Annotated in this window: 14 protein-coding genes, 2 tRNA genes and 2 pseudogenes; 4 read left to right on the top strand and 14 right to left on the bottom strand. The window is 57.2% G+C overall.

What is annotated here, in order from left to right; all coding sequences use genetic code 11:
• Positions 1 to 336 precede the first annotated feature (336 nt).
• From D5270_RS17115 to D5270_RS08935, 3 genes are read right to left on the bottom strand one after another with little or no spacing between them, the layout of a single operon-like run.
• Complete coding sequence (locus tag D5270_RS17115) at positions 337 to 2,352, bottom strand: ABC transporter permease (RefSeq protein ID WP_166543771.1); 2,016 nt, start codon at positions 2,350 to 2,352, stop codon at positions 337 to 339.
• Between the two features lie 13 nt (positions 2,353 to 2,365).
• A complete protein-coding gene (locus D5270_RS08940) occupies positions 2,366 to 3,691 on the bottom strand; it encodes a hypothetical protein (protein WP_166543770.1) in 1,326 nt (441 codons plus the stop codon).
• A 13-nt stretch (positions 3,692 to 3,704) separates the two neighbouring features.
• Entirely contained in the window at positions 3,705 to 5,054 is a 1,350-nt protein-coding gene (locus D5270_RS08935; RefSeq protein ID WP_166543769.1) for a hypothetical protein, read from the bottom strand.
• Positions 5,055 to 5,255: 201 nt separating this feature from the next.
• On the opposite strand from D5270_RS08935, the gene leuB reads away from it, so the two are divergent.
• Together leuB and pnuC are read left to right on the top strand one after the other, a co-directional pair.
• Positions 5,256 to 6,332, top strand: coding sequence for a 3-isopropylmalate dehydrogenase (gene leuB, locus D5270_RS08930; protein WP_166543768.1), 1,077 nt, complete (start codon positions 5,256 to 5,258; stop codon positions 6,330 to 6,332).
• A gap of 130 nt (positions 6,333 to 6,462) precedes the next feature.
• Positions 6,463 to 7,173, top strand: a complete 711-nt coding sequence (gene pnuC, locus D5270_RS08925) for a nicotinamide riboside transporter PnuC (RefSeq protein WP_166543767.1) — start codon at positions 6,463 to 6,465, stop codon at positions 7,171 to 7,173.
• Between the two features lie 66 nt (positions 7,174 to 7,239).
• On the opposite strand, the gene D5270_RS08920 is transcribed toward pnuC, so the two are convergent.
• Complete coding sequence (locus D5270_RS08920; protein WP_202612450.1) at positions 7,240 to 7,446, bottom strand: large ribosomal subunit protein bL28; 207 nt, start codon at positions 7,444 to 7,446, stop codon at positions 7,240 to 7,242.
• A gap of 249 nt (positions 7,447 to 7,695) precedes the next feature.
• Here D5270_RS08920 and D5270_RS08915 point away from each other — a divergent pair, with 249 nt between their 5' ends.
• On the top strand, positions 7,696 to 7,995 hold the full coding sequence (locus D5270_RS08915) for a CD3324 family protein (protein ID WP_166543766.1): 300 nt from the start codon (positions 7,696 to 7,698) through the stop codon (positions 7,993 to 7,995).
• Between the two features lie 47 nt (positions 7,996 to 8,042).
• Here the strand turns inward: D5270_RS08915 and D5270_RS08910 are convergent, their stop codons facing one another.
• The 3 genes from D5270_RS08910 to vanR form a co-directional block, all read right to left on the bottom strand.
• Positions 8,043 to 8,831: a M15 family metallopeptidase gene (locus tag D5270_RS08910; RefSeq protein ID WP_442858598.1), complete on the bottom strand. Its 789-nt coding sequence runs from the start codon at positions 8,829 to 8,831 to the stop codon at positions 8,043 to 8,045.
• Between the two features lie 131 nt (positions 8,832 to 8,962).
• A complete protein-coding gene (locus D5270_RS08905) occupies positions 8,963 to 10,102 on the bottom strand; it encodes a sensor histidine kinase (RefSeq protein WP_243150290.1) in 1,140 nt (379 codons plus the stop codon).
• Complete coding sequence (gene vanR / locus D5270_RS08900) at positions 10,092 to 10,784, bottom strand: VanR-ABDEGLN family response regulator transcription factor (RefSeq protein ID WP_166543764.1); 693 nt, start codon at positions 10,782 to 10,784, stop codon at positions 10,092 to 10,094. The genes D5270_RS08905 and vanR overlap by 11 nt, the downstream gene beginning before the upstream one ends.
• A 102-nt stretch (positions 10,785 to 10,886) precedes the next feature.
• Between vanR and D5270_RS08895 the strand changes: the two are divergent.
• A pseudogene (locus tag D5270_RS08895) lies at positions 10,887 to 10,985 on the top strand (type II toxin-antitoxin system RelE family toxin); the annotation flags it as partial.
• Between the two features lie 187 nt (positions 10,986 to 11,172).
• On the opposite strand, the gene D5270_RS08890 reads toward D5270_RS08895, so the two are convergent.
• The 7 genes and pseudogenes from D5270_RS08890 to D5270_RS08860 all read right to left on the bottom strand — a co-directional run bounded on the left by D5270_RS08890 (position 11,173) and on the right by D5270_RS08860 (position 16,806).
• Positions 11,173 to 11,248, bottom strand: a tRNA-Thr gene (locus D5270_RS08890).
• An 86-nt stretch (positions 11,249 to 11,334) separates the two neighbouring features.
• A tRNA-Asp gene (locus D5270_RS08885) sits at positions 11,335 to 11,411 on the bottom strand.
• Between the two features lie 107 nt (positions 11,412 to 11,518).
• The gene (gene ftsX / locus D5270_RS08880) at positions 11,519 to 12,433 is read right to left on the bottom strand and encodes a permease-like cell division protein FtsX (protein ID WP_166543762.1); all 915 of its coding nucleotides are present in this window, start codon (positions 12,431 to 12,433) and stop codon (positions 11,519 to 11,521) included.
• A gap of 328 nt (positions 12,434 to 12,761) precedes the next feature.
• A pseudogene (gene ftsE / locus D5270_RS08875) lies at positions 12,762 to 13,439 on the bottom strand (cell division ATP-binding protein FtsE); the annotation flags it as partial.
• A gap of 29 nt (positions 13,440 to 13,468) precedes the next feature.
• Positions 13,469 to 14,557 carry a helix-turn-helix domain-containing protein gene (locus tag D5270_RS08870; RefSeq protein ID WP_166543760.1) on the bottom strand — a complete coding sequence of 363 codons (1,089 nt, stop codon included), beginning with the start codon at positions 14,555 to 14,557 and terminating at the stop codon, positions 13,469 to 13,471.
• 165 nt (positions 14,558 to 14,722) lie between these two features.
• On the bottom strand, positions 14,723 to 15,610 hold the full coding sequence (locus tag D5270_RS08865; protein ID WP_166543759.1) for a nucleoside hydrolase: 888 nt from the start codon (positions 15,608 to 15,610) through the stop codon (positions 14,723 to 14,725).
• A gap of 26 nt (positions 15,611 to 15,636) precedes the next feature.
• Positions 15,637 to 16,806: a cadherin-like beta sandwich domain-containing protein gene (locus D5270_RS08860; protein WP_166543758.1), complete on the bottom strand. Its 1,170-nt coding sequence runs from the start codon at positions 16,804 to 16,806 to the stop codon at positions 15,637 to 15,639.
• Between the last annotated feature and the right edge of the window lies 1 nt (position 16,807).

The following is a 16,807-nucleotide window of genomic DNA, read 5'->3' as shown; positions in this document are numbered from 1 at the left end:
TAACTTGCGGGGTTGACTTTTCGGGGCCGGGTGTGGTATAATGTGCCTGTGAAAATATGTACTCCATTTTCTCACCAAATTGAAACCCCGGAGAATTCGGGTCTCCGGGGTTTCTTCGTGCTCATTTTTTACAGCCATGGGCTTCGCTGTCGCCCTTTAAATCTGACTGTCAAGCCACTTGCAGACCAAATAGGCAGTTATGTCTGCTGCGACAGCCAGCATGAACTGTATTATGTACTCCACTTGTCTCACCCCCAATCCACTTGCGGATTGAATCGGGCGGCAAGCACCTATATTATATCAGTCCTGTCGAAGGCTGTCAATCTTCGCAGCCCCTCACGCCCTGGTCCCCAGCAGCAGTATCGGCTCTATCTTTAGGTTGTGGTTTACCAGCCCCAGGGCCAGCACGCCCACCAGCGCCCACAGCACCAGCGGGGCTATGATATACACCCAGATTGGCACGGTAATGCCCATCAGCTCGGTCTGGTTGCCCTGGATATCCCACATGGCCCAGGGGCTGAACTGCCCGCTGAAGTTGTAGATTCCGCCCAGGCCCCAGTCGGACTTGTAGCCGCTCTCGCTCTCGACTACAGCCAGCTCCCCGCCGTTGTCCTCCTCGTCCAGGTTCTGGGCCTCTGCAAGCTGTTCAGAGGAGCCCAGGAGTATGCAGGCCCCAAGGCTCCCAACGCCCGCGGCTATGAGGGTAAAGGTCATAAGGGCGGCGAGTATGGAGGCCCGGCAGCTGTTTTTGCTCCGCCCCAGGCTGCGCTCGATAGCGGTGCGCTTCTTCTCCTTTATGACGAAGAAATACAGGAGCAGCACCACTATGGCTGTCGCCGCCAGCAGGCCCACCACCAGCAGCAGGAACGCCGTGTCCCTGTTCCCGTCCAGGCTCTCCACCGCCTGGGCGTAGCCCATGTCGTCATAGGTTATAGTCAGCCGCTCGGACTGGGGGGCGGCCTTTGCAAGGGCTGCCGCGAACTCCTCCTGGGCACCGTTCTTCAGCATGAAGGAGGTGGTCGTCCCCTTCATTGGGCCGCAGTAGATTATATGCCCCTCGTCGGAAGCGCCTATGGACTTGGCGGGAACTATTACAGTGTCCTGGAAGGGCAGGTCCTGGGCGATGGTGCGGGTGGAATAAATGCCCACTATCTCGTACTCCTCCTCCCAGAAGGGCTCAAGGATATTGCCGTCGCCGTCCAGAAGGCTCCCCATTATCGGGAAGCTGGCGGGCAGATACCCGCTCTCCTCTCCCAGGCCGTACATGGAGGCTATAAGGGAGAGCTTTATTTTTTTGCCATCATACAGGAAGTTCCGGTCGGCTATATTCTTGTCAATAAGGCAGACCTTCGCCCCGGTCTCGAATTCCTCCTCGGTTATCATGCGCCCCCGTATGGTGACATTGTTGTTCCTAAAGCTCGTCAGAAGGTCCGGGTCGGTGATTGGCAGGACGCCGTGGGTATAGTCATAATATCCGCGGGACTCCGACAATCTGTCCCATATGCCCACGTCTATATCCCCGTCAGCCTCTATAATCCTTGGGGGCTGTTCATCCTCCTGGTGGGGTATCCTGCTCTCAAGGGGCCTGCCGTTTTTGTCCACAAGGCTGGTGGAGGGAAGGGCCATAGGCGCGTATTCGGTGATATATATATCCGTCGTGTCTGGGTCGAGATTAGCTTTGGCCTCGTCGTCCAGCACCGGCATTCCGCTTATATACCCGAAATAGCCCACATACTTCTTCCCCTTCTCAAGGGGCACCGAGCCCTTCTCCTGGTGCTGGCACACCTCAAACTCCTGCCCCTCCTCCACGGCGGGATACAGCAACTGCCGCCAGTCGCTGGGTGAAGACACGTAGTGCTCCCCGCCGGAGCGGATGACCTTAGTTATCTTAGCTCTGGTCTTGCTTCCGTCGGTGGTTGTCTCCAGGGGCGTAAACTCCAGAAGGTCGTATGTGGGCTCCTCCCAGCCGGAACTAAAGGGATTTCCGTTCTTACCGTTCAGCTCCGGGTTATAGGTCACGTAGTAGGGCCTGCTCTCCGGAGGCACAAGATATTCTGCCCCGGGGAAGTTCAGTATCTCCGGGGTGAGCACCTCGCCGTAGTCGGTAACAGGGTATGAGCCGTAGTCAAAGCAGGCGTTCGCGTCGGACTCGTAGCGCACCTCCTCCCAGGGCTGCTCCACCGTGCCCACAGTGGAATAGATATCCTCCAGGGCGTCCATTCTAAGCTGGGTCTCTATGTACATAGCCACGCCGAAGACCAGCAGCAGGGTCGCCGCGGTCATGAGCACAAAGAAGAGTATGGCCTTTCCGGGCCGTCTCAATATCTGCTTGAAGCTGTTTCTTATAGTCACGATGATTCCTCCCTCAGTCTGTTTTGGTGAGCAGCTCCAGGGCGTCAAAGCGCAGGAGCCCCCATAGGCCCATAATATCCCCTATAACAGCGCAGAGCAGGAACGCCCCGCATATAATCAGCGCCGTCAGAATGTCTACCCCCGCCAGCAGGAGCACCCCGGGCAGGGCTATAAGGCACCCCAGCCCCTGGGCCGACAGCGAGGACAGCAGGTGTACAAATGCAATGTCCCGCTTCTCCCTGCCAATGCTCAGAGCCAGGGCCATGTCCCTTCTTGCCCCCCTTAGTACCAGCAGCACCGCCAGGGTCACCAGCAGCACCACCACCAGGAAGAATGGCGCCATAAACGCCTTATACATGCGCACCGTCCCTGCCAGCTTCTCAGCGGTCTTGATAAAGTCCTCGTCGTCCATCCAGATGGACCTGCCCGCGCTGAAGTCCACAAAGTCCGACTGGCCGCTTATAGGCATATAGAATGGTATGCCGAAGCCCATGTCCAGGAATTTCAGCTTCATCTCGTTCAGCTTCATTGAGTCCACCGGGGAGCACTGGAAGGTGTTGTATGAGAACTTCCCTAAGCGGCTGTAGCGGAAGTCGTTAAAGGGCAGGTCCTGGCTGTCCATTGTGTCCCTCAGCCACTGTACAGGCAGATAGACGTCGGCCTGGTGATAGGCCCCAAGCTTATGGGAGAAGGTGCCCACCACCTTCAGGGTCCGGTCCGGAGGAGTCTCAAACTCGTCCCCGCCCCAGGTATCGCTGTCGAAGATGGGGTAGTAGACAGGGCGCCTGTCGGACCTGTACTTGCACAGGTACATGGGCATGGAGAGCTCGTCCCCGGGGGAAATATTGTTTTCCCCGGCATAGTCCTCGCTTATAATGCACAGGGGCTCGCTGCCCGAAAAGCAGCTCCCGTCGTAGCCGTCCATATAGGTGATATACCTCTGGTCCGGCGTGCCCATAGCCTCAACGCAGTTTATGCCCAGTATTTTCGTGTCGCCGCCGCTGAAGCCCTTGGAGTCCTGCTCCCGGGCCTCCTTTGAAAAGGCCCCGGCGGCCTGGCTGGTGAGGCGCACGTCCTTCATCTCCCAGCCCGCCTGCAGCAGGTCTGTATGGATGGTGTTGATGACGAGATTCTCCATTGAGTCCCCGGTGGGGTTGCAGATGTTGACAACCGCCGGGTTGCTCTCGTTGATGTTCCTGAGAGCACGTTCGGAAGTGGTGATGCTGCCCAGATAGAAGGCTATGCACCCGCACAGGAGCAGGGACACGCAGAGCATTATAATGCTGCGTCCCCTATTGCGGGTGAGCTGGTATCCGGCCTCGGTTACTGTGAACTTCATTTTACTTGCCTCCTTAGTCCGTCTTTATCAAAAGGTCTATAGGGTCAAACCTTAAGAGTCCCCATAATCCCGCCAAGTCGCCAATCAAAGCGCAGAGCAGGAATGAGCCGCATATAAGCCCGCCCACCACAGGGCTAAGCCCCGCGGGCGCCGCTATCAGGGGCAGCGCCCCTATGCACCCCAGCCCCTGGGCCAAGAGGGCCGCTGTTAAATGCACAAGGGCTACCGCCCGCCTCTCCCTTCCAAGGCTCATGGATATCGCCATATCAATGCGCGCGCCCCTGAGCACCAGCATTACCGCCATAGTTACCAGCAGTATTACAGTTATAAAGAAAGGCGCCATAAAGGTCCTGTACATCCGTATGGTCCCCGCCAGCTTCTCGGCGGTCTTGATAAAGTCCTTGTCCTCCATCCAGATGGACTGCCCCTTGCTGCGGTCCGGCGCGGGCTCAGTGTCTTTCTCAAGAACTATATAGAATGGTATGCCGAAGCCCATGTCCAGAAGCTTCCTCTTATACGCATTGAGCTCCAGGGAGTTTATAAGGGTGGCCCGGCAGGTGGAGTATGAGAAGGGCATGAGCCTGTGCCGGTAGTCTGTAATAGGCAGGTCCTGGCTGTCTACTGTCTCCCTCATCCACTCCACCGGCAGGTATACGTCAGCCGTCCTTGTGGCGTTCAGCTTATGGGAGAAGGTGCCCACCACCTTCAGCGTCCAGTCCGGGGGTATCTCGTAGTCGTCCCCGCCCCAGGTGCCGTCGTCGAACATGGCATAATAGGCGGGCCTCAGCCAGGAGTCGTACTTGCGGATATATATTGGTATGGACAAATCGTCCCCCAGCTCCAGCCCGTGGCTTTCGGCGTAGTCCTCGCTTATAATACAGAGAGGCTCCTTTGTGGCGAAAATCTCCGGGCCGTACCCGTCAAGATAGGTTATGTACCGCTGGTCCAGCGCCCTCTCCGCCTCAGTGGAGCACATGGCCTCCGGGCAGCTTATGCCCAGGAGCTCCGTGTCCCCGCCGTTAAAATACCTCTGGTCCACGTCCCGGGCCTCCTGTGAGTAAGCCCCGCCCGCCTGGCAGGTGAGCTCCATATCCCGCAGGCCCCCGCCTGCAGTGAGCAGGTCTACATACACTGTGGGTATAGTCAGGTTCTCCCTGGTCTCCCCGAAGGCGTTGCAGATGTTGAGTATTGCCGGTGTGCTCTCATTTATGGAGGCAAGGGCCTGCTCCGAGGAGGTGATATTCCCCAGGTAGAAGGCTATGCACCCGCACAGCAGGAGGGACACAAATACCATGATTATACTGCGCCCCCTATTGCGCGTAAGCTGGAGCAGGGCCTCCCTAAATGTAAATTTTGTGAACATGCACAGCTTCTCCCTTCACCGTATTCTTATACCTATAAGAATACACTATCGGGGCATTTGGTTGCAAGTTTTTTAGAATTTTTTGAAATTTTTTCCGGAAACTTCTCCGGAAGCTTTTCTCCCCCCCTCTCCCGCTTGACAGGGAGGCTTTATTGTGCTAAAATTTCAGGTATAAACTGTAGAAAAAAGGGAGTCAGCTTTATGAAAAATTATAAGCTCACCGTTTTGAAGGGCGACGGCATCGGGCCGGAGATTGTGGACGAGGCCATAAAGGCCCTTGATACCGCCGCTGATAAATTTGGGTTTTCAGTGCAGTACGACTATAAGCTCCTGGGCGGCGCCGCCATCGACGCCGTGGGAGTGCCCCTGCCTCAGGAGACCGTGGACTCCTGCAGGGCCGCTGATTCAGTAATACTGGGCGCTGTGGGCGGGCCCAAGTGGGACAGCCAGCCCGGGGAGAACCGGCCCGAGGCCGGGCTTTTGGGAATACGCAAGGCCCTGGGGCTCTATGCCAATTTAAGGCCCGCGGTGATATTCGCCCCCCTTCGGGACGCCTCCCCCTTAAAGCCCGAGATAATCGGGGAGAGCCTTGACATCATGGTGGTGCGGGAGCTCACCGGTGGCATATACTTTGGCGACCGGGGGACCGAGGAGTCCGGCGGCGTGAAGTCGGCCTATGACACCGAGCGGTACTCTGTGCCCGAGGTGGAGCGCATAGCGAGAGTGGCCTTTGATATGGCGGAAAAGCGCGGGCGGCGGCTCACAAGCGTTGACAAGGCCAACGTCCTTGACAGCTCCCGGCTCTGGCGGGCCACTGTGGACAGGATTGCCGGGGAGTACCCCAAGGTACAGGTGAACCATCTGTATGTTGACAACACCGCCATGCAGCTTGTCCGTGACCCGGGGCAGTTCGACGTAATACTCACCTCCAATATGTTCGGTGATATACTTTCCGACGAGGCCTCAATGATAAGCGGCTCCATCGGCATGCTGGCCTCAGCCAGCCTGGGGGGCAGCGGCTTCGGGCTGTATGAGCCCATACACGGCTCAGCGCCGGATATCGCCGGACAGGATATAGCCAATCCCCTTGCCACCATACTGTCTGTGGCCATGCTGCTCAGATACTCCCTAAACGAGTCCGAGGCCGCCGGGGCGGTGGAGAACGCCGTGGCGAAGGCCCTCACTGTGGCCCGCACCCGGGATATTTATACCGAGGGCTGCGGCGTGAAGCTTGCCGGCTGCAGGAAGATGGGGGACATTGTGGCCTCCCTTATCTGAGCGGGCATAGGAAAAAATTAATAGCTGCCACCGGGCAGCTGGTGCTGTAGTTTTATCTGGGCACCCGGCGCACATCGTTAGGTCTTTGAAGATGTGCCGCAGGGCGCCCTTATTTTTTGGAGGTATATTTATGGATAAGCCCGGCCCCTCAAGCTTCCTGCGGGATTTTTACCGCTATTTCACCCCTGGCGAGCGGGTGCTCTGGTGCTGCTCCGCCGGGGCTGTGCTCACGGCCTTCATGCTCTTTGACCGGCGGGACTATATGACCCTGGCCGCCTCCCTTATAGGGGTGACCTCCCTGATACTGGACGCCAAGGCCAACCCCATTGGGCAGGCGCTGATGGTAGTCTTCAGCCTGCTGTATGGCATCATCTCCTTCCGCTGCGCCTATTACGGTGAAATGCTCACCTATCTGGGCATGACCGCGCCCATGTCCGTGTTCGCCCTGGCCTCCTGGCTGCGGCACCCCTTTGAAGGGGACCGCTCCCAGGTGCAGGTGCGGCGGCTAAGGCCCCGGGAGGGGGTGCTCATGCTTCTGCTCTCCGGTGGGGTGACGGTCGTTTTCTTCTTCATCCTGCGCGCCTTCGGGACTGCCAATCTCCTGCCAAGCACGCTCTCCGTCACCACCAGCTTTATCGCCGTGGCCCTCACCTACCTTAGGAGCCCCCTGTTTGCCCTGGCCTATGCCGCCAACGACGTGGTGCTCGTCGTGCTATGGGTGATGGCAAGCCTTTTTGAGCCCTCCTATCTGTCGGTGACAGTGTGCTTTCTGGTGTTCCTGGTGAACGACAGCTATACATATATAAGCTGGCGGCGGCTGCAAAGGCTCCAGCAAAAATAACAGTCTATAAATAAAGACAGCCTGCCGGGTGAGTCCCCTCAGGCTGTCTCTACTCATTATGTCTTATTATGCCCCGGAGCGCTTTCTCATAGTCCGCATACAGCGCGTGCAGACTACCATGCGCTTTTTCCCGGCGGGGGTGTCCACCATCATATGGTGCAGGTTCGGCTTCACCTTTTTGGGAGTTCGGGCGTTTATATACATACGGTCATGGGCCACCTTCTTCCCAAACACGGTGGTCTTTCCACATATTTCACAGCGCAGCTTCTTCACCTTCTCTCTGTATCCGCTTACCCCAGTATAAGGCCGGGAGGGCCAAACCGCAAGCCCCGGGACGGTACAGAGCTAAACCTGCGCTTGCAGGCGGGGGCATATATGGTCTATAATAGGGTCAGACGGATAATAAGGGGGGAGCCTGTTTTGACCCGTTCAGTAAAGCGCGCATAGCAAGGGCTTGCGCAGGATATAACAGGGCGCTGGCCTTTGCTCATCCTAACGAGCAGATTTTTAGGAGGGGCATCTATGCGCTATATAAAGGCCGCGGATGTGCTGCCGGAGGAGCTTCTAAGAGAGGTCCAGCGGTACGCCGACGGCGCTTACCTATACATCCCCCGCGTCAGTGAGAACCGCCTGTCCTGGGGCGACCGCACCCGCAGCAAGGAGGAGACGGCCCGGAGGAACCGGGACATATACGCGCGCTTCCAGGCTGGGGAAGGCCCCCGGGAGCTTGCCGGGGCATACTTCCTCACGGAGAAGACGGTCAGGCGGATAATCCTGGCCCAGCGCAAAGCCCGGGGCGGCGGGGATGGCGGTGGGGAATGAGCAGAGCCCGCGGAGTTGACCGCGGGCTCTATATGCGTGGTTTTCCCTCAGGACTCTGCACCCGCCTTCAGCTCAACATACTCCTCAAGGCAGAGCCCCTGCTCGTACATCTCCGAGGCTGCCTGCACCCCCACATACCTGTAGTGCCATACCTCCTCCACCGTGCCGGTGATGTCCGTCTTGCTCCCCGGGTACCTGAAGATAAACCCGTACTTATAGCTGTTCTCCTGGAGCCAGAGGAACACATCATAGGTTGCCCCCTCCAGGTCTACCGCCAGCCCCAGCTGGTGCTCGCTGGTCCCCGGCAGGGCCACCCATCTTCCGGCCTCGGCCCTTGCCTCCTCCTCAGAATACCCCTGGGATTTGTACTTGTTTACCTCGTCGTCGTAGAGCCCCTGCTGCACCTCCTGGGTGCGGTACCCTGAGATTACCCGGGGCAGCTCGTCCAGGTTGCCCTCCCTTGCGGCCTCCAGCATCTCCGTCAGCGGGGCATACACCCGCTCGTCCACCTTCTCCCCTCCGGCAAGCTCCTTCAGCCTGAGGGTGTAGCCTTCGGGGACGGGATTCCAGCGGTTGACAAGGCGCAGGTTCCACTCGGTGCCGTCCTCATAGGGCTCCTGCGGCGCAGGCGGCGCTGTGCTGACCGGCTCCCCGTCCCGGCCCACCTCCAGGGGCTCAGGGCCCCGGAGCATTTCTTCCGGCATTATCCTGTTTACGTAGTCCAGGCAGGCGACGATGGCAATTAGCATGACAGCCGCCAGTATAAAGGCCCCTGTCATCAGGGCCGCTGCCGTATTCCTTTTATGCCTCTGCCGGTACCGGCGCCTGCGCCCCATAGTCTTCTCTGTCATAAATAATTCCTCCTTAAAGCTTAAAGGTAAAATAATTGGCGTTCCCACTGGTATAATCATACCATATGGAAACGCCTTGTTTTTTAATATGAGCTTGTGTCTTTCCTAAGAAAATCCTAATTTCCTTTGGGCAGGGTGATTGTGAAGGTGACGGTCCCGTCCCGGCTCTGGGCAGAAATATCTCCCCCGTGAAGGGCCGCTATCTCCTTTGCGATTGCAAGGCCCAGACCGGCCCCCCCTGTGCCGGAGCTGCGGGCCTCGTCCAGACGGTAAAATTTTTCAAATATTGAATTGAGCTTCTCCGCCGGTATGGTCTTCCCCTGGTTTTTGAACCGCACAGTTATATGGGACTCTGTCTCCTCTGCCAGAATCCCTATTTCCGTGCCGGGATAACTGTAGGCCGCCGCATTTTTCAGCAGGTTGCCGAAGACCCTTGCCAGCTTGTCCGGGTCCCCCTGGACAGTTAGGCTCTCGTCTGCCTGCAGGCTGACTGTATTCTTGTTCTTCTCCAGCACCGGCAGCAGCTCGTCCGTGAGCTGCACCAGCAGGTAATATAGGTCCACCGGCTCCTTTTGTATGGCTATCTGCTGGAGGTTATACCTGGTGATGTCGAAGAACTCGTTTATCATCTTCTCCAGGCGGTACGCCTTGTCTAGAGTAATGCGGGTGTACTTGGCCCGCTGCTCCTGTGGCATATCCGCCGCCTCGTCCAGAAGGCTCAGGTAGCCAATCACAGAGGTGAGGGGTGTCTTCAGGTCGTGGGCCAGATAGGCGATAAGGTCGTTTTTCCTGGTGGTCTCCTCCTTAAGCCTGCGCTGGTTTTCCAGCAGGGCGGACTTAATGTCCGAGAGCTGGACGGCAATCTCCGCCTGCTCCTTTGGGAACACCTCCACCGCGTCCCTTTTCCCCTCCATATAGGCCCTTAGGCGTTGGCTGATGTCCGTGATACACCGCTTTTCCCGCTGCCTTGCGGTAATATGGGAGGCGGTGAAACTCACCGTAAGCAGGATAAGGGTCCCCGCCGTAAATGCTCCCAGCAGTATGGGCTTTAGCCTGTACCATGCAATCCTCATGTCCACGACACTCTCACCGTGGCCGTTATAATAATATTCTACCTCCAGAAGATTTGCCTCTACCCAGTTCACGAAAGAGCCATCGAACACATCGTCCACCAGAAAGTATATGGCAGAGCAGGCCGCAAACCCGGCGGTTAGCAGCATAAGGAGCTGCAGGATTTTTGCGATTTTACGTTTCAATTTTATACCCCACTCCCCATACGGTTTTAATATACCCGGCGCTCTCCCCCAGCTTCTCCCGCAGGTGGCGTATGTGCACGGTGATGGTGTTGTTGGACTTTGTATAATACTCATCCTGCCAGATATTGTGGAACAGCTCCTCCGCGCTGACTACCCTCCCCCTGTTTTCCAGAAGTATCCGCAAAATGGAAAACTCAGTGGGCGTAAGGGCGAGGGGCCTTTCGTTCAGCAGGCACTGGTGGGTCCCGGCGTTTACCATAAGCCCGCCGTGCTCCAACAGCCCCGGCTCCGGGGCCCCTGTTATGCCGGGGTTATAACGCTTGTACCGCCGCAGCTGGGCCTTGACCCGGGCCACCAGCTCCAGGGGCCGGAAGGGCTTCACCACGTAGTCGTCCGCACCCAGGGTAAGGCCCGTAATCCTGTCGGTCTCCTCTATCTTGGCTGTAAGCATAATCACCGGGTAGTTATGCCTCTCCCTTATCTTTTGGCAGATGGAAAAGCCGCTGGCGCCGGGGAGCATTACATCTAGTATGGCAAGGTCCAGGCCGGTGGACTCTATGCACTCCAAGGCCTCTGCCGCCCCATAGAATTTTAGGACCTCATAGTTTTCATTCTGCAGGTACAGCTCCACCAGGTCCGCTATTTCAGGCTCGTCGTCTACTACCAGTATTTTCTCCGGCATATCACCGCCTCCTCTCCCCTTTATTTTATCAAATCCGCACAGCCCTGGCAATGGGGGAATTATTGAGAAAAGCTTAAGGTTTCAGAGGAACTTCAGGGTCATGAGGGCCTTATGCGGCTGCGCGCGGGGGATTACCGCATAATCTATCAGGTAGACAATGGGCGACTTGTGGCGCTGATTGTGGACGCTGGAAACCGCTGACAGTCCGAGAGGGATACCCTCTCTTTTTGCCTGCAATGCCCCCCATCTGTCCAGGCAGGACCTTTACCGTGCCCCCCATGCAGGGTTATGACCTTCCAGTGTTTTCAGGCTGTGCTGGGCAGAAAAAGAAAATCCCCAGAAACCTTACAGTTTCTAGGGATTTGAGACCTGGCGAAGCCAACGTCTTTGGAGCTGCTATCCAGATTCGAACTGGAGACCTCATCCTTACCAAGGATGTGCTCTACCACCTGAGCCATAGCAGCACGAGAGTCTGCTCGCTTATCTGTGCGATTTATCCGAGGCTTGCTCTGCAAGCTCTGGCTCGCCTTCAGTGCAATCAGCAAACTCTTGGCGACCCGGAACGGGCTCGAACCGTCGACCTCTAGCGTGACAGGCTAGCGTTCTAACCAACTGAACTACCGGGCCAAATAGCTTTTCTGATGGGACGCCCTGCCGAGCGACCTTTGCTATTATACTGCTTTTCCAGCCATTTGTCAAGAGGTTTATTCGATTTTTTCCGGGTTTTTCTCAGGTTATACGATGGCATTTTCACCCTCGTGCTTGAGGTAGCGGCGGATGGATATGACGCCGCCCATTATGCCAAAGAGCATCCCCATGAGCACATAGGCTAAATACAGGCTGAGCGCATAGGGCCTGATGTCAATGATATCCAAGAACTTCACGATTCCGTATACCACCTCAACGGCCTTGTCATAGCCGAAGTACAGCACCGACGCGGATATCAGCCCTGAGAACATGCCTATGAGTACCCCCTCTACTATGAAGGGTATGCGCACAAAGCCGTTTGTGGCCCCTACGGATTTCATTATGTTTATCTCCATGCGCCGGGAGAATATTGTCACCTTAAGGGTGTTTGAGATAATAAACAGGGACACAAGCCCCAGCACCAGGAGTATGGCAAGGCTCACATATTTTACCAGGCGGTCCAGGTCGTTGAGCTTGCCCACCAGCTCGCTGATGTCGTCGGTCTTGTCGACCCCCTCTATGGCCGTGAGGGCGGCGATGGTCTCCTTATACCGGCCCAGGTCCGACAGGGAGATGGTGTAGGCGTCGGGCAGGGGGTTATCGTCGCTGATAGCCGCCATCAGGTCGCTGTCATGCTCCGAGTCCATATTGCCTATAACATTCTTCAGGCCGTCCTCTTTTGGCACGAAGGTGCACTCGCTCACATTGTCCAGAGCACGTATCTCCTCGCCCACCTGCACGGCGGTCAGGGCCGGAAGGCCGTTATCAAGGAACACCGTCACGGTGTTCCTGCCCTCTATGCCCTTCATGGTGGAGCTCAGGTTTATGGACAGAAGCCCCGCAATGCCGGTCATAAGCAGGCAGGATATGAGCACGCATATGGACGCTATGCTCATGGTGCGGTTTTTCCAAAGGCCCTTTATGCCCTCCTTGAAAAGGTATCCTATACTGTGAAAGCTCATACGCTCACCTCCTGCGAAGGACCTGGGGGGGCACGTCCTCCGCCTCGTCTATGTCAATGGGCTCCTCCTCGTACTCCCCGTCTTCAGAGAGCACCTCCAGCAGGGTGGGCTCGTCGTTAAAGCGGTCCCGGGCCTCCTCGTCATAGTCCGTCATATACTCCAGAAGCTCCGTCTGCCCATTTTGGGCGGCAGGCTCCGGCTGCTCCGCCTGTGGCCCCTCTACGGGCTCCATATCTTCAAAGCGCCCCTCTTCGTTATCATACTCCTCATAGTCGGAGTCCGCCTGCATCCTGGCCTCCTGGCGGGCGGCATACTCCTCCGGCGGGGCGTAGCTGTCCGACATCTCGTTGGTGTCCGCCACAATCTGCCCGCTATGTATCTGGATAATGCGCTTATGGAAGTGCTTCACCAGTGAGTGCTCGTGGGTCACCATTAAAACGGTGGTCCCCCGGCGGTTTATCTCGTTTAAAAGGTCCACTATCTCGAAGGACAGGGCGGGGTCGATATTGCCGGTGGGCTCGTCGGCAATAATCATCTCGGGGTTGTTCACAAGGGCGCGGGCCAGGCCCACCCTCTGGCGCTCGCCGCCGGAGAGCTCCGTGGGGTAGTGCTTGGCCTTATGCTGGAGCCCCACAAGGCTCAGCATATAGGGCACCCGCTTTTTAATGGACTTCCCAGAGGCCCCCACAACGCGCATGGCAAAGGCCACGTTGTCATAAACGGTCATATGGTCTATAAGCCGGAAGTCCTGGAAGACCATGCCCATCTTCCGGCGCACATAGGGGATTTTGCCCTTGCGCAGGCGGGAGATATCCTGTCCGTCAACTATTATCTGCCCTGCGCTGGGCCGCTCCTCGCAGGTTATCAGCTTCAAAAACGTGCTTTTGCCCGCGCCGGAGGAGCCCACGATAAACACAAACTCCCCCTTTGGGACCTTCAGGTTTATATCGTGGAGGGCCTCGGTGCCGTTATTGTACACTTTAGAGACATTAATAAATTCTATCAATAGGAAAACACCTCGCGAATTGCCGCCGCTCAATACTTGCTGGCGGCGTTATTGTCCAGGTACTTCTTCACCATCAGCGCCACCTTGAAGACGATGGCGTCCTCAAACTCCCTAAGGTCCAGGCCGGTGAGCTTGCGTATCTTCTCCAGCCTGTATACCAGTGTGTTGCGGTGCACGAACAGCTTCCTTGAGGTCTCGGAGACATTCAGGTTGTTCTCAAAGAAGCGCTGGATGGTGAAAAGCGTCTCATGGTCCAGGGTCTCGATTGAGCCCACTTTAAATATCTCCTTGAGGAACATTTCGCACAGGGTGGTGGGAAGCTGGTAAATAAGCCGGGCTATGCCCAGGTTATTATAGCTTACGATGTCCCGGGCGGTGTCGAAGACCTTGCCCACCTCAAGGGCCGTCTGGGCCTCCTTGAAGGAGCGGGCCAGCTCCTTAATGTTGTTCACAACAGTGCCTATGCCCACAGAGCACTGGGTGTAAAATTCCCCTGTAAGGGTGTCCACAATTGACCGGGCCAGCTTGTCAATATCCTTCTCGGTTATCTCCGGGCGTATCTCCTTTACAAGGGCGATATCCGTCTCGTTGATATTTATGATAAAGTCCTTCGCCTTGTCGGGGAACAGGTTCTGAAGTATCTCAAAGGAGGATATCTCGTTCTTGTCCCCAACCTTTATCAGCAGGCAGACCCTCTGCACCTCTGGCTCGAAGTGGAGCTCGTGGCTCTTGATATAGATATCCCCGGGCAGGATATTGTCCAGTATAACATTCTTGATAAAATTGCTGCGGTCATATTTCTCGTCGTAATAGGCCTTGATATTGTCCATAGCTATGCCCAGGATGCGCACGTACCTGCGGGCGTCCGGGTCCGCGCCGGAGACAAAGGCGGCGTATGACGGGCTCTGGCGGGGGCCGAAGGGCTTGAAGGTGCACTCCTCGGCTATGAACACATCCTCAGCGGCCATAGCGTCAAGGGCGGCCTCCTCAAAGATATCGCCCACCCTGCTAAGGTCGCTGCAGGCAATGATGATAGAGGACTCGTCGATAACGCCGATAGTGCGGTCTATAGCTTCGCTCATTTGATGGATGATACCCTGGAACAATCTGTTAGACATAAGCTTCTCCTCTCAAAGCTATGATTTTTCGCGGAGCCGGTGCTCAGCGGATACTCTCACTCTATTTTACATAAAGTGAAGAGGAATTTCAACCTTTTTTTCGCATTTTTGAAAAGATAACGCAGATATTTCTGGCAAAACTGTGCTTTTCAGGCCGGTACACAGCTATCCGGCAGGGCAGAGGGTATCCCTTAGAACCTGATAAAACCTCTCCCGGTCCACAGAGCGGGCAATCTCAACGGACCCAAATGAGTCCGGCGTGAAGGCCGTGCCGCCCATATTATCCCTGTTTTCGGTTTCCACCTCAACCCTCCCGCGCTCAAAAGAGCAGACCTCCGGGTAAAATACCGACACCGCCGCCAGGGGGTCGTGGAGGGTGAGCTTCCCCGTGCTCTCAAGCCACGCCCCGCCGAAGTCCATCACAGCCTGGAGCAGTGGGGTGGACTTCGGGAAAAGCTCCCGGGCCTCCCCGGCCTTGATAGTCAGCAGGTCCGTTACCTCCAGTGGGACGGCCCGGTAGGTGCTTACTTTGGCGGCAAAGACCTCCTTAGAGGCCAGCGGGTCTGCCCAGGAGTTCCAGTTATAGGTGGGGTCCGGCAGGGGCTCAGCGCCGAAATAGCCGTTCATAGTGTAGAGCCCCCTCAGAAGGCCCGGGGCGTCCGGATGCCTTCTGAAAAGCATTGCAATATTTGTCATGTTGCCGATGGCTATTAAGACGGCCTCCCCGGGGTTCTCACTTATATGCCTGTAGAGGAACTCCGGCGCATCGCCCTTTTTAAACTCTCCGTGGGGCCAGCGCTCCAGGGCCCCCGCCCCCTCGGGGGTCGGGTAGACCGGCACAGGCTGCAAGGTCCCGTCAGTCCCCGCAACCACCGGCACCTCCCTGCCCGCCGCCCGGCAGATGGCGTCGGCAACGGCGGCCCGCTTCTCCGGCTCCCCGCATACGGTGGTGACGCCCAGCAGCCGGCAGCGCGGCTCCCGCAGGAGATAGGCAAGGCACATGGCGTCGTCGATATCCCCGCCGATATCCGTGTCAAGCAGTATCTTTATCATGCTGTATACACACCTTCCGGTTTATATTATTTCCGATGCTTTCCGCCCCTATGCCCGAGCCATATTACAAGCCATGCTATACCTGCGGCGGCAATAAAAATCAGGACGGCCTCCCCCAGCCATTTCGCCGTGGCATTCCGCGTACTCTGCACGGTGACAACCTCCGTCAGGGGCAGGTTTGGCCCGGAGCTGCCTACTCCCGGCGGCTTTGGGGCCCCCGAGGGCACAGCGGTATTCCCAGGCCTCGGGATATTTGAGGGCCTTGGGGAAGGAGTTTTCTTTGGGGCAGCAGTAGGCTTAGGGGTTGCTGTGGGCTTCGGTGTTTTGGCAGGCTTCGGAGTTGCGGTGGGCTTTGGGGTAGCTTTGGGCTTCGGAGTGGCCGTGGGCCTGGGGGTAACTACAGGCTTCGGGGTGGGCGTGGGCTTTGGAGTAGCTGTAGGTTTCGGGGTGGGCGTGGGTTTCGGAGTGGGCGCTATGTATGCTCCCCTGTATACGTCCACCAGGTACACCTGCTTTGTCACGCCGTCCTCGGCGGTCACTGTCAGCCTGAAGCTGGTGGTGCTGCCCCCGGACCCGAGATTTTTCCTGTTCACGCTCACCTTCGCCCCCGGGGAGGCGGACATGCCGAAGCTCATCTCCGTCACCTCATAGGGCACGGATACCCTGTACTCCATCACCTCCGGGGAGAACTCCGGCTCAAGAGTGCCCGCGCCCGGCTTCAGTGTCAGAAGCTCCGCCTGGCTGCTGGGCAGCGGCTTCCCGTTGCCGCCCACGCTCACCGGGGGCACATCAGGCAAAGGCCCTTCTTCGGTGATAATACTCCCTATCCTCACCTCAACAGCGGCCCTGCTGATATCTGCTCCCTTCCTGGCCCTAAACTCAAAGCTTATGCTCTCAAGCCCGCTTCCATTCTCCCAGGAGGAAAACACCGTGCGCAGGGTGCCCTCCTCGACGCTGCTCACCCCGTAGCCCCCGGCCACATCCGGAGAGCCGGGAAATTCCATGAGCCCAGGGTCAAATACTAGCCGGAATTCACAGGCAGTGACCGCCTCGCCGGAGCCGCCGCAGTCCACTATGACCTCAAGCTTCCCGTCCTTTGTGTCTCCCGACACGTTGAAGCTCTTGGCCCTGGCTGCTGCCGGGAGGGTACATAGTAACACAAGCGCTATAAACAGGGCCCATATCCAGCGTCCCATA

It is taken from the genome of Acutalibacter sp. 1XD8-36, assembly GCF_009917525.1.
Taxonomy (GTDB): Bacteria; Bacillota; Clostridia; order Oscillospirales; family Acutalibacteraceae; genus Acutalibacter.
Note: the sequence above shows the minus strand (reverse complement) of the source record. Positions and strands in the feature narration are given on the sequence as shown.

Excerpts from the sequence above, each read along its gene's own strand:
- D5270_RS08940 (WP_166543770.1), bottom strand. The coding sequence starts at position 3,691 with ATGAAGTTCACAGTAACCGAGGCCGGATACCAGCTCACCCGCAATAGG.
- D5270_RS08935 (WP_166543769.1), bottom strand. The coding sequence starts at position 5,054 with ATGTTCACAAAATTTACATTTAGGGAGGCCCTGCTCCAGCTTACGCGC.
- leuB (WP_166543768.1), top strand. The coding sequence starts at position 5,256 with ATGAAAAATTATAAGCTCACCGTTTTGAAGGGCGACGGCATCGGGCCG.
- pnuC (WP_166543767.1), top strand. The coding sequence starts at position 6,463 with ATGGATAAGCCCGGCCCCTCAAGCTTCCTGCGGGATTTTTACCGCTAT.
- D5270_RS08915 (WP_166543766.1), top strand. The coding sequence starts at position 7,696 with ATGCGCTATATAAAGGCCGCGGATGTGCTGCCGGAGGAGCTTCTAAGA.
- D5270_RS08910 (WP_442858598.1), bottom strand. The coding sequence starts at position 8,831 with ATGGGGCGCAGGCGCCGGTACCGGCAGAGGCATAAAAGGAATACGGCA.
- vanR (WP_166543764.1), bottom strand. The coding sequence starts at position 10,784 with ATGCCGGAGAAAATACTGGTAGTAGACGACGAGCCTGAAATAGCGGAC.
- ftsX (WP_166543762.1), bottom strand. The coding sequence starts at position 12,433 with ATGAGCTTTCACAGTATAGGATACCTTTTCAAGGAGGGCATAAAGGGC.
- D5270_RS08870 (WP_166543760.1), bottom strand. The coding sequence starts at position 14,557 with ATGTCTAACAGATTGTTCCAGGGTATCATCCATCAAATGAGCGAAGCT.
- D5270_RS08865 (WP_166543759.1), bottom strand. The coding sequence starts at position 15,610 with ATGATAAAGATACTGCTTGACACGGATATCGGCGGGGATATCGACGAC.
- D5270_RS08860 (WP_166543758.1), bottom strand. The coding sequence starts at position 16,806 with ATGGGACGCTGGATATGGGCCCTGTTTATAGCGCTTGTGTTACTATGT.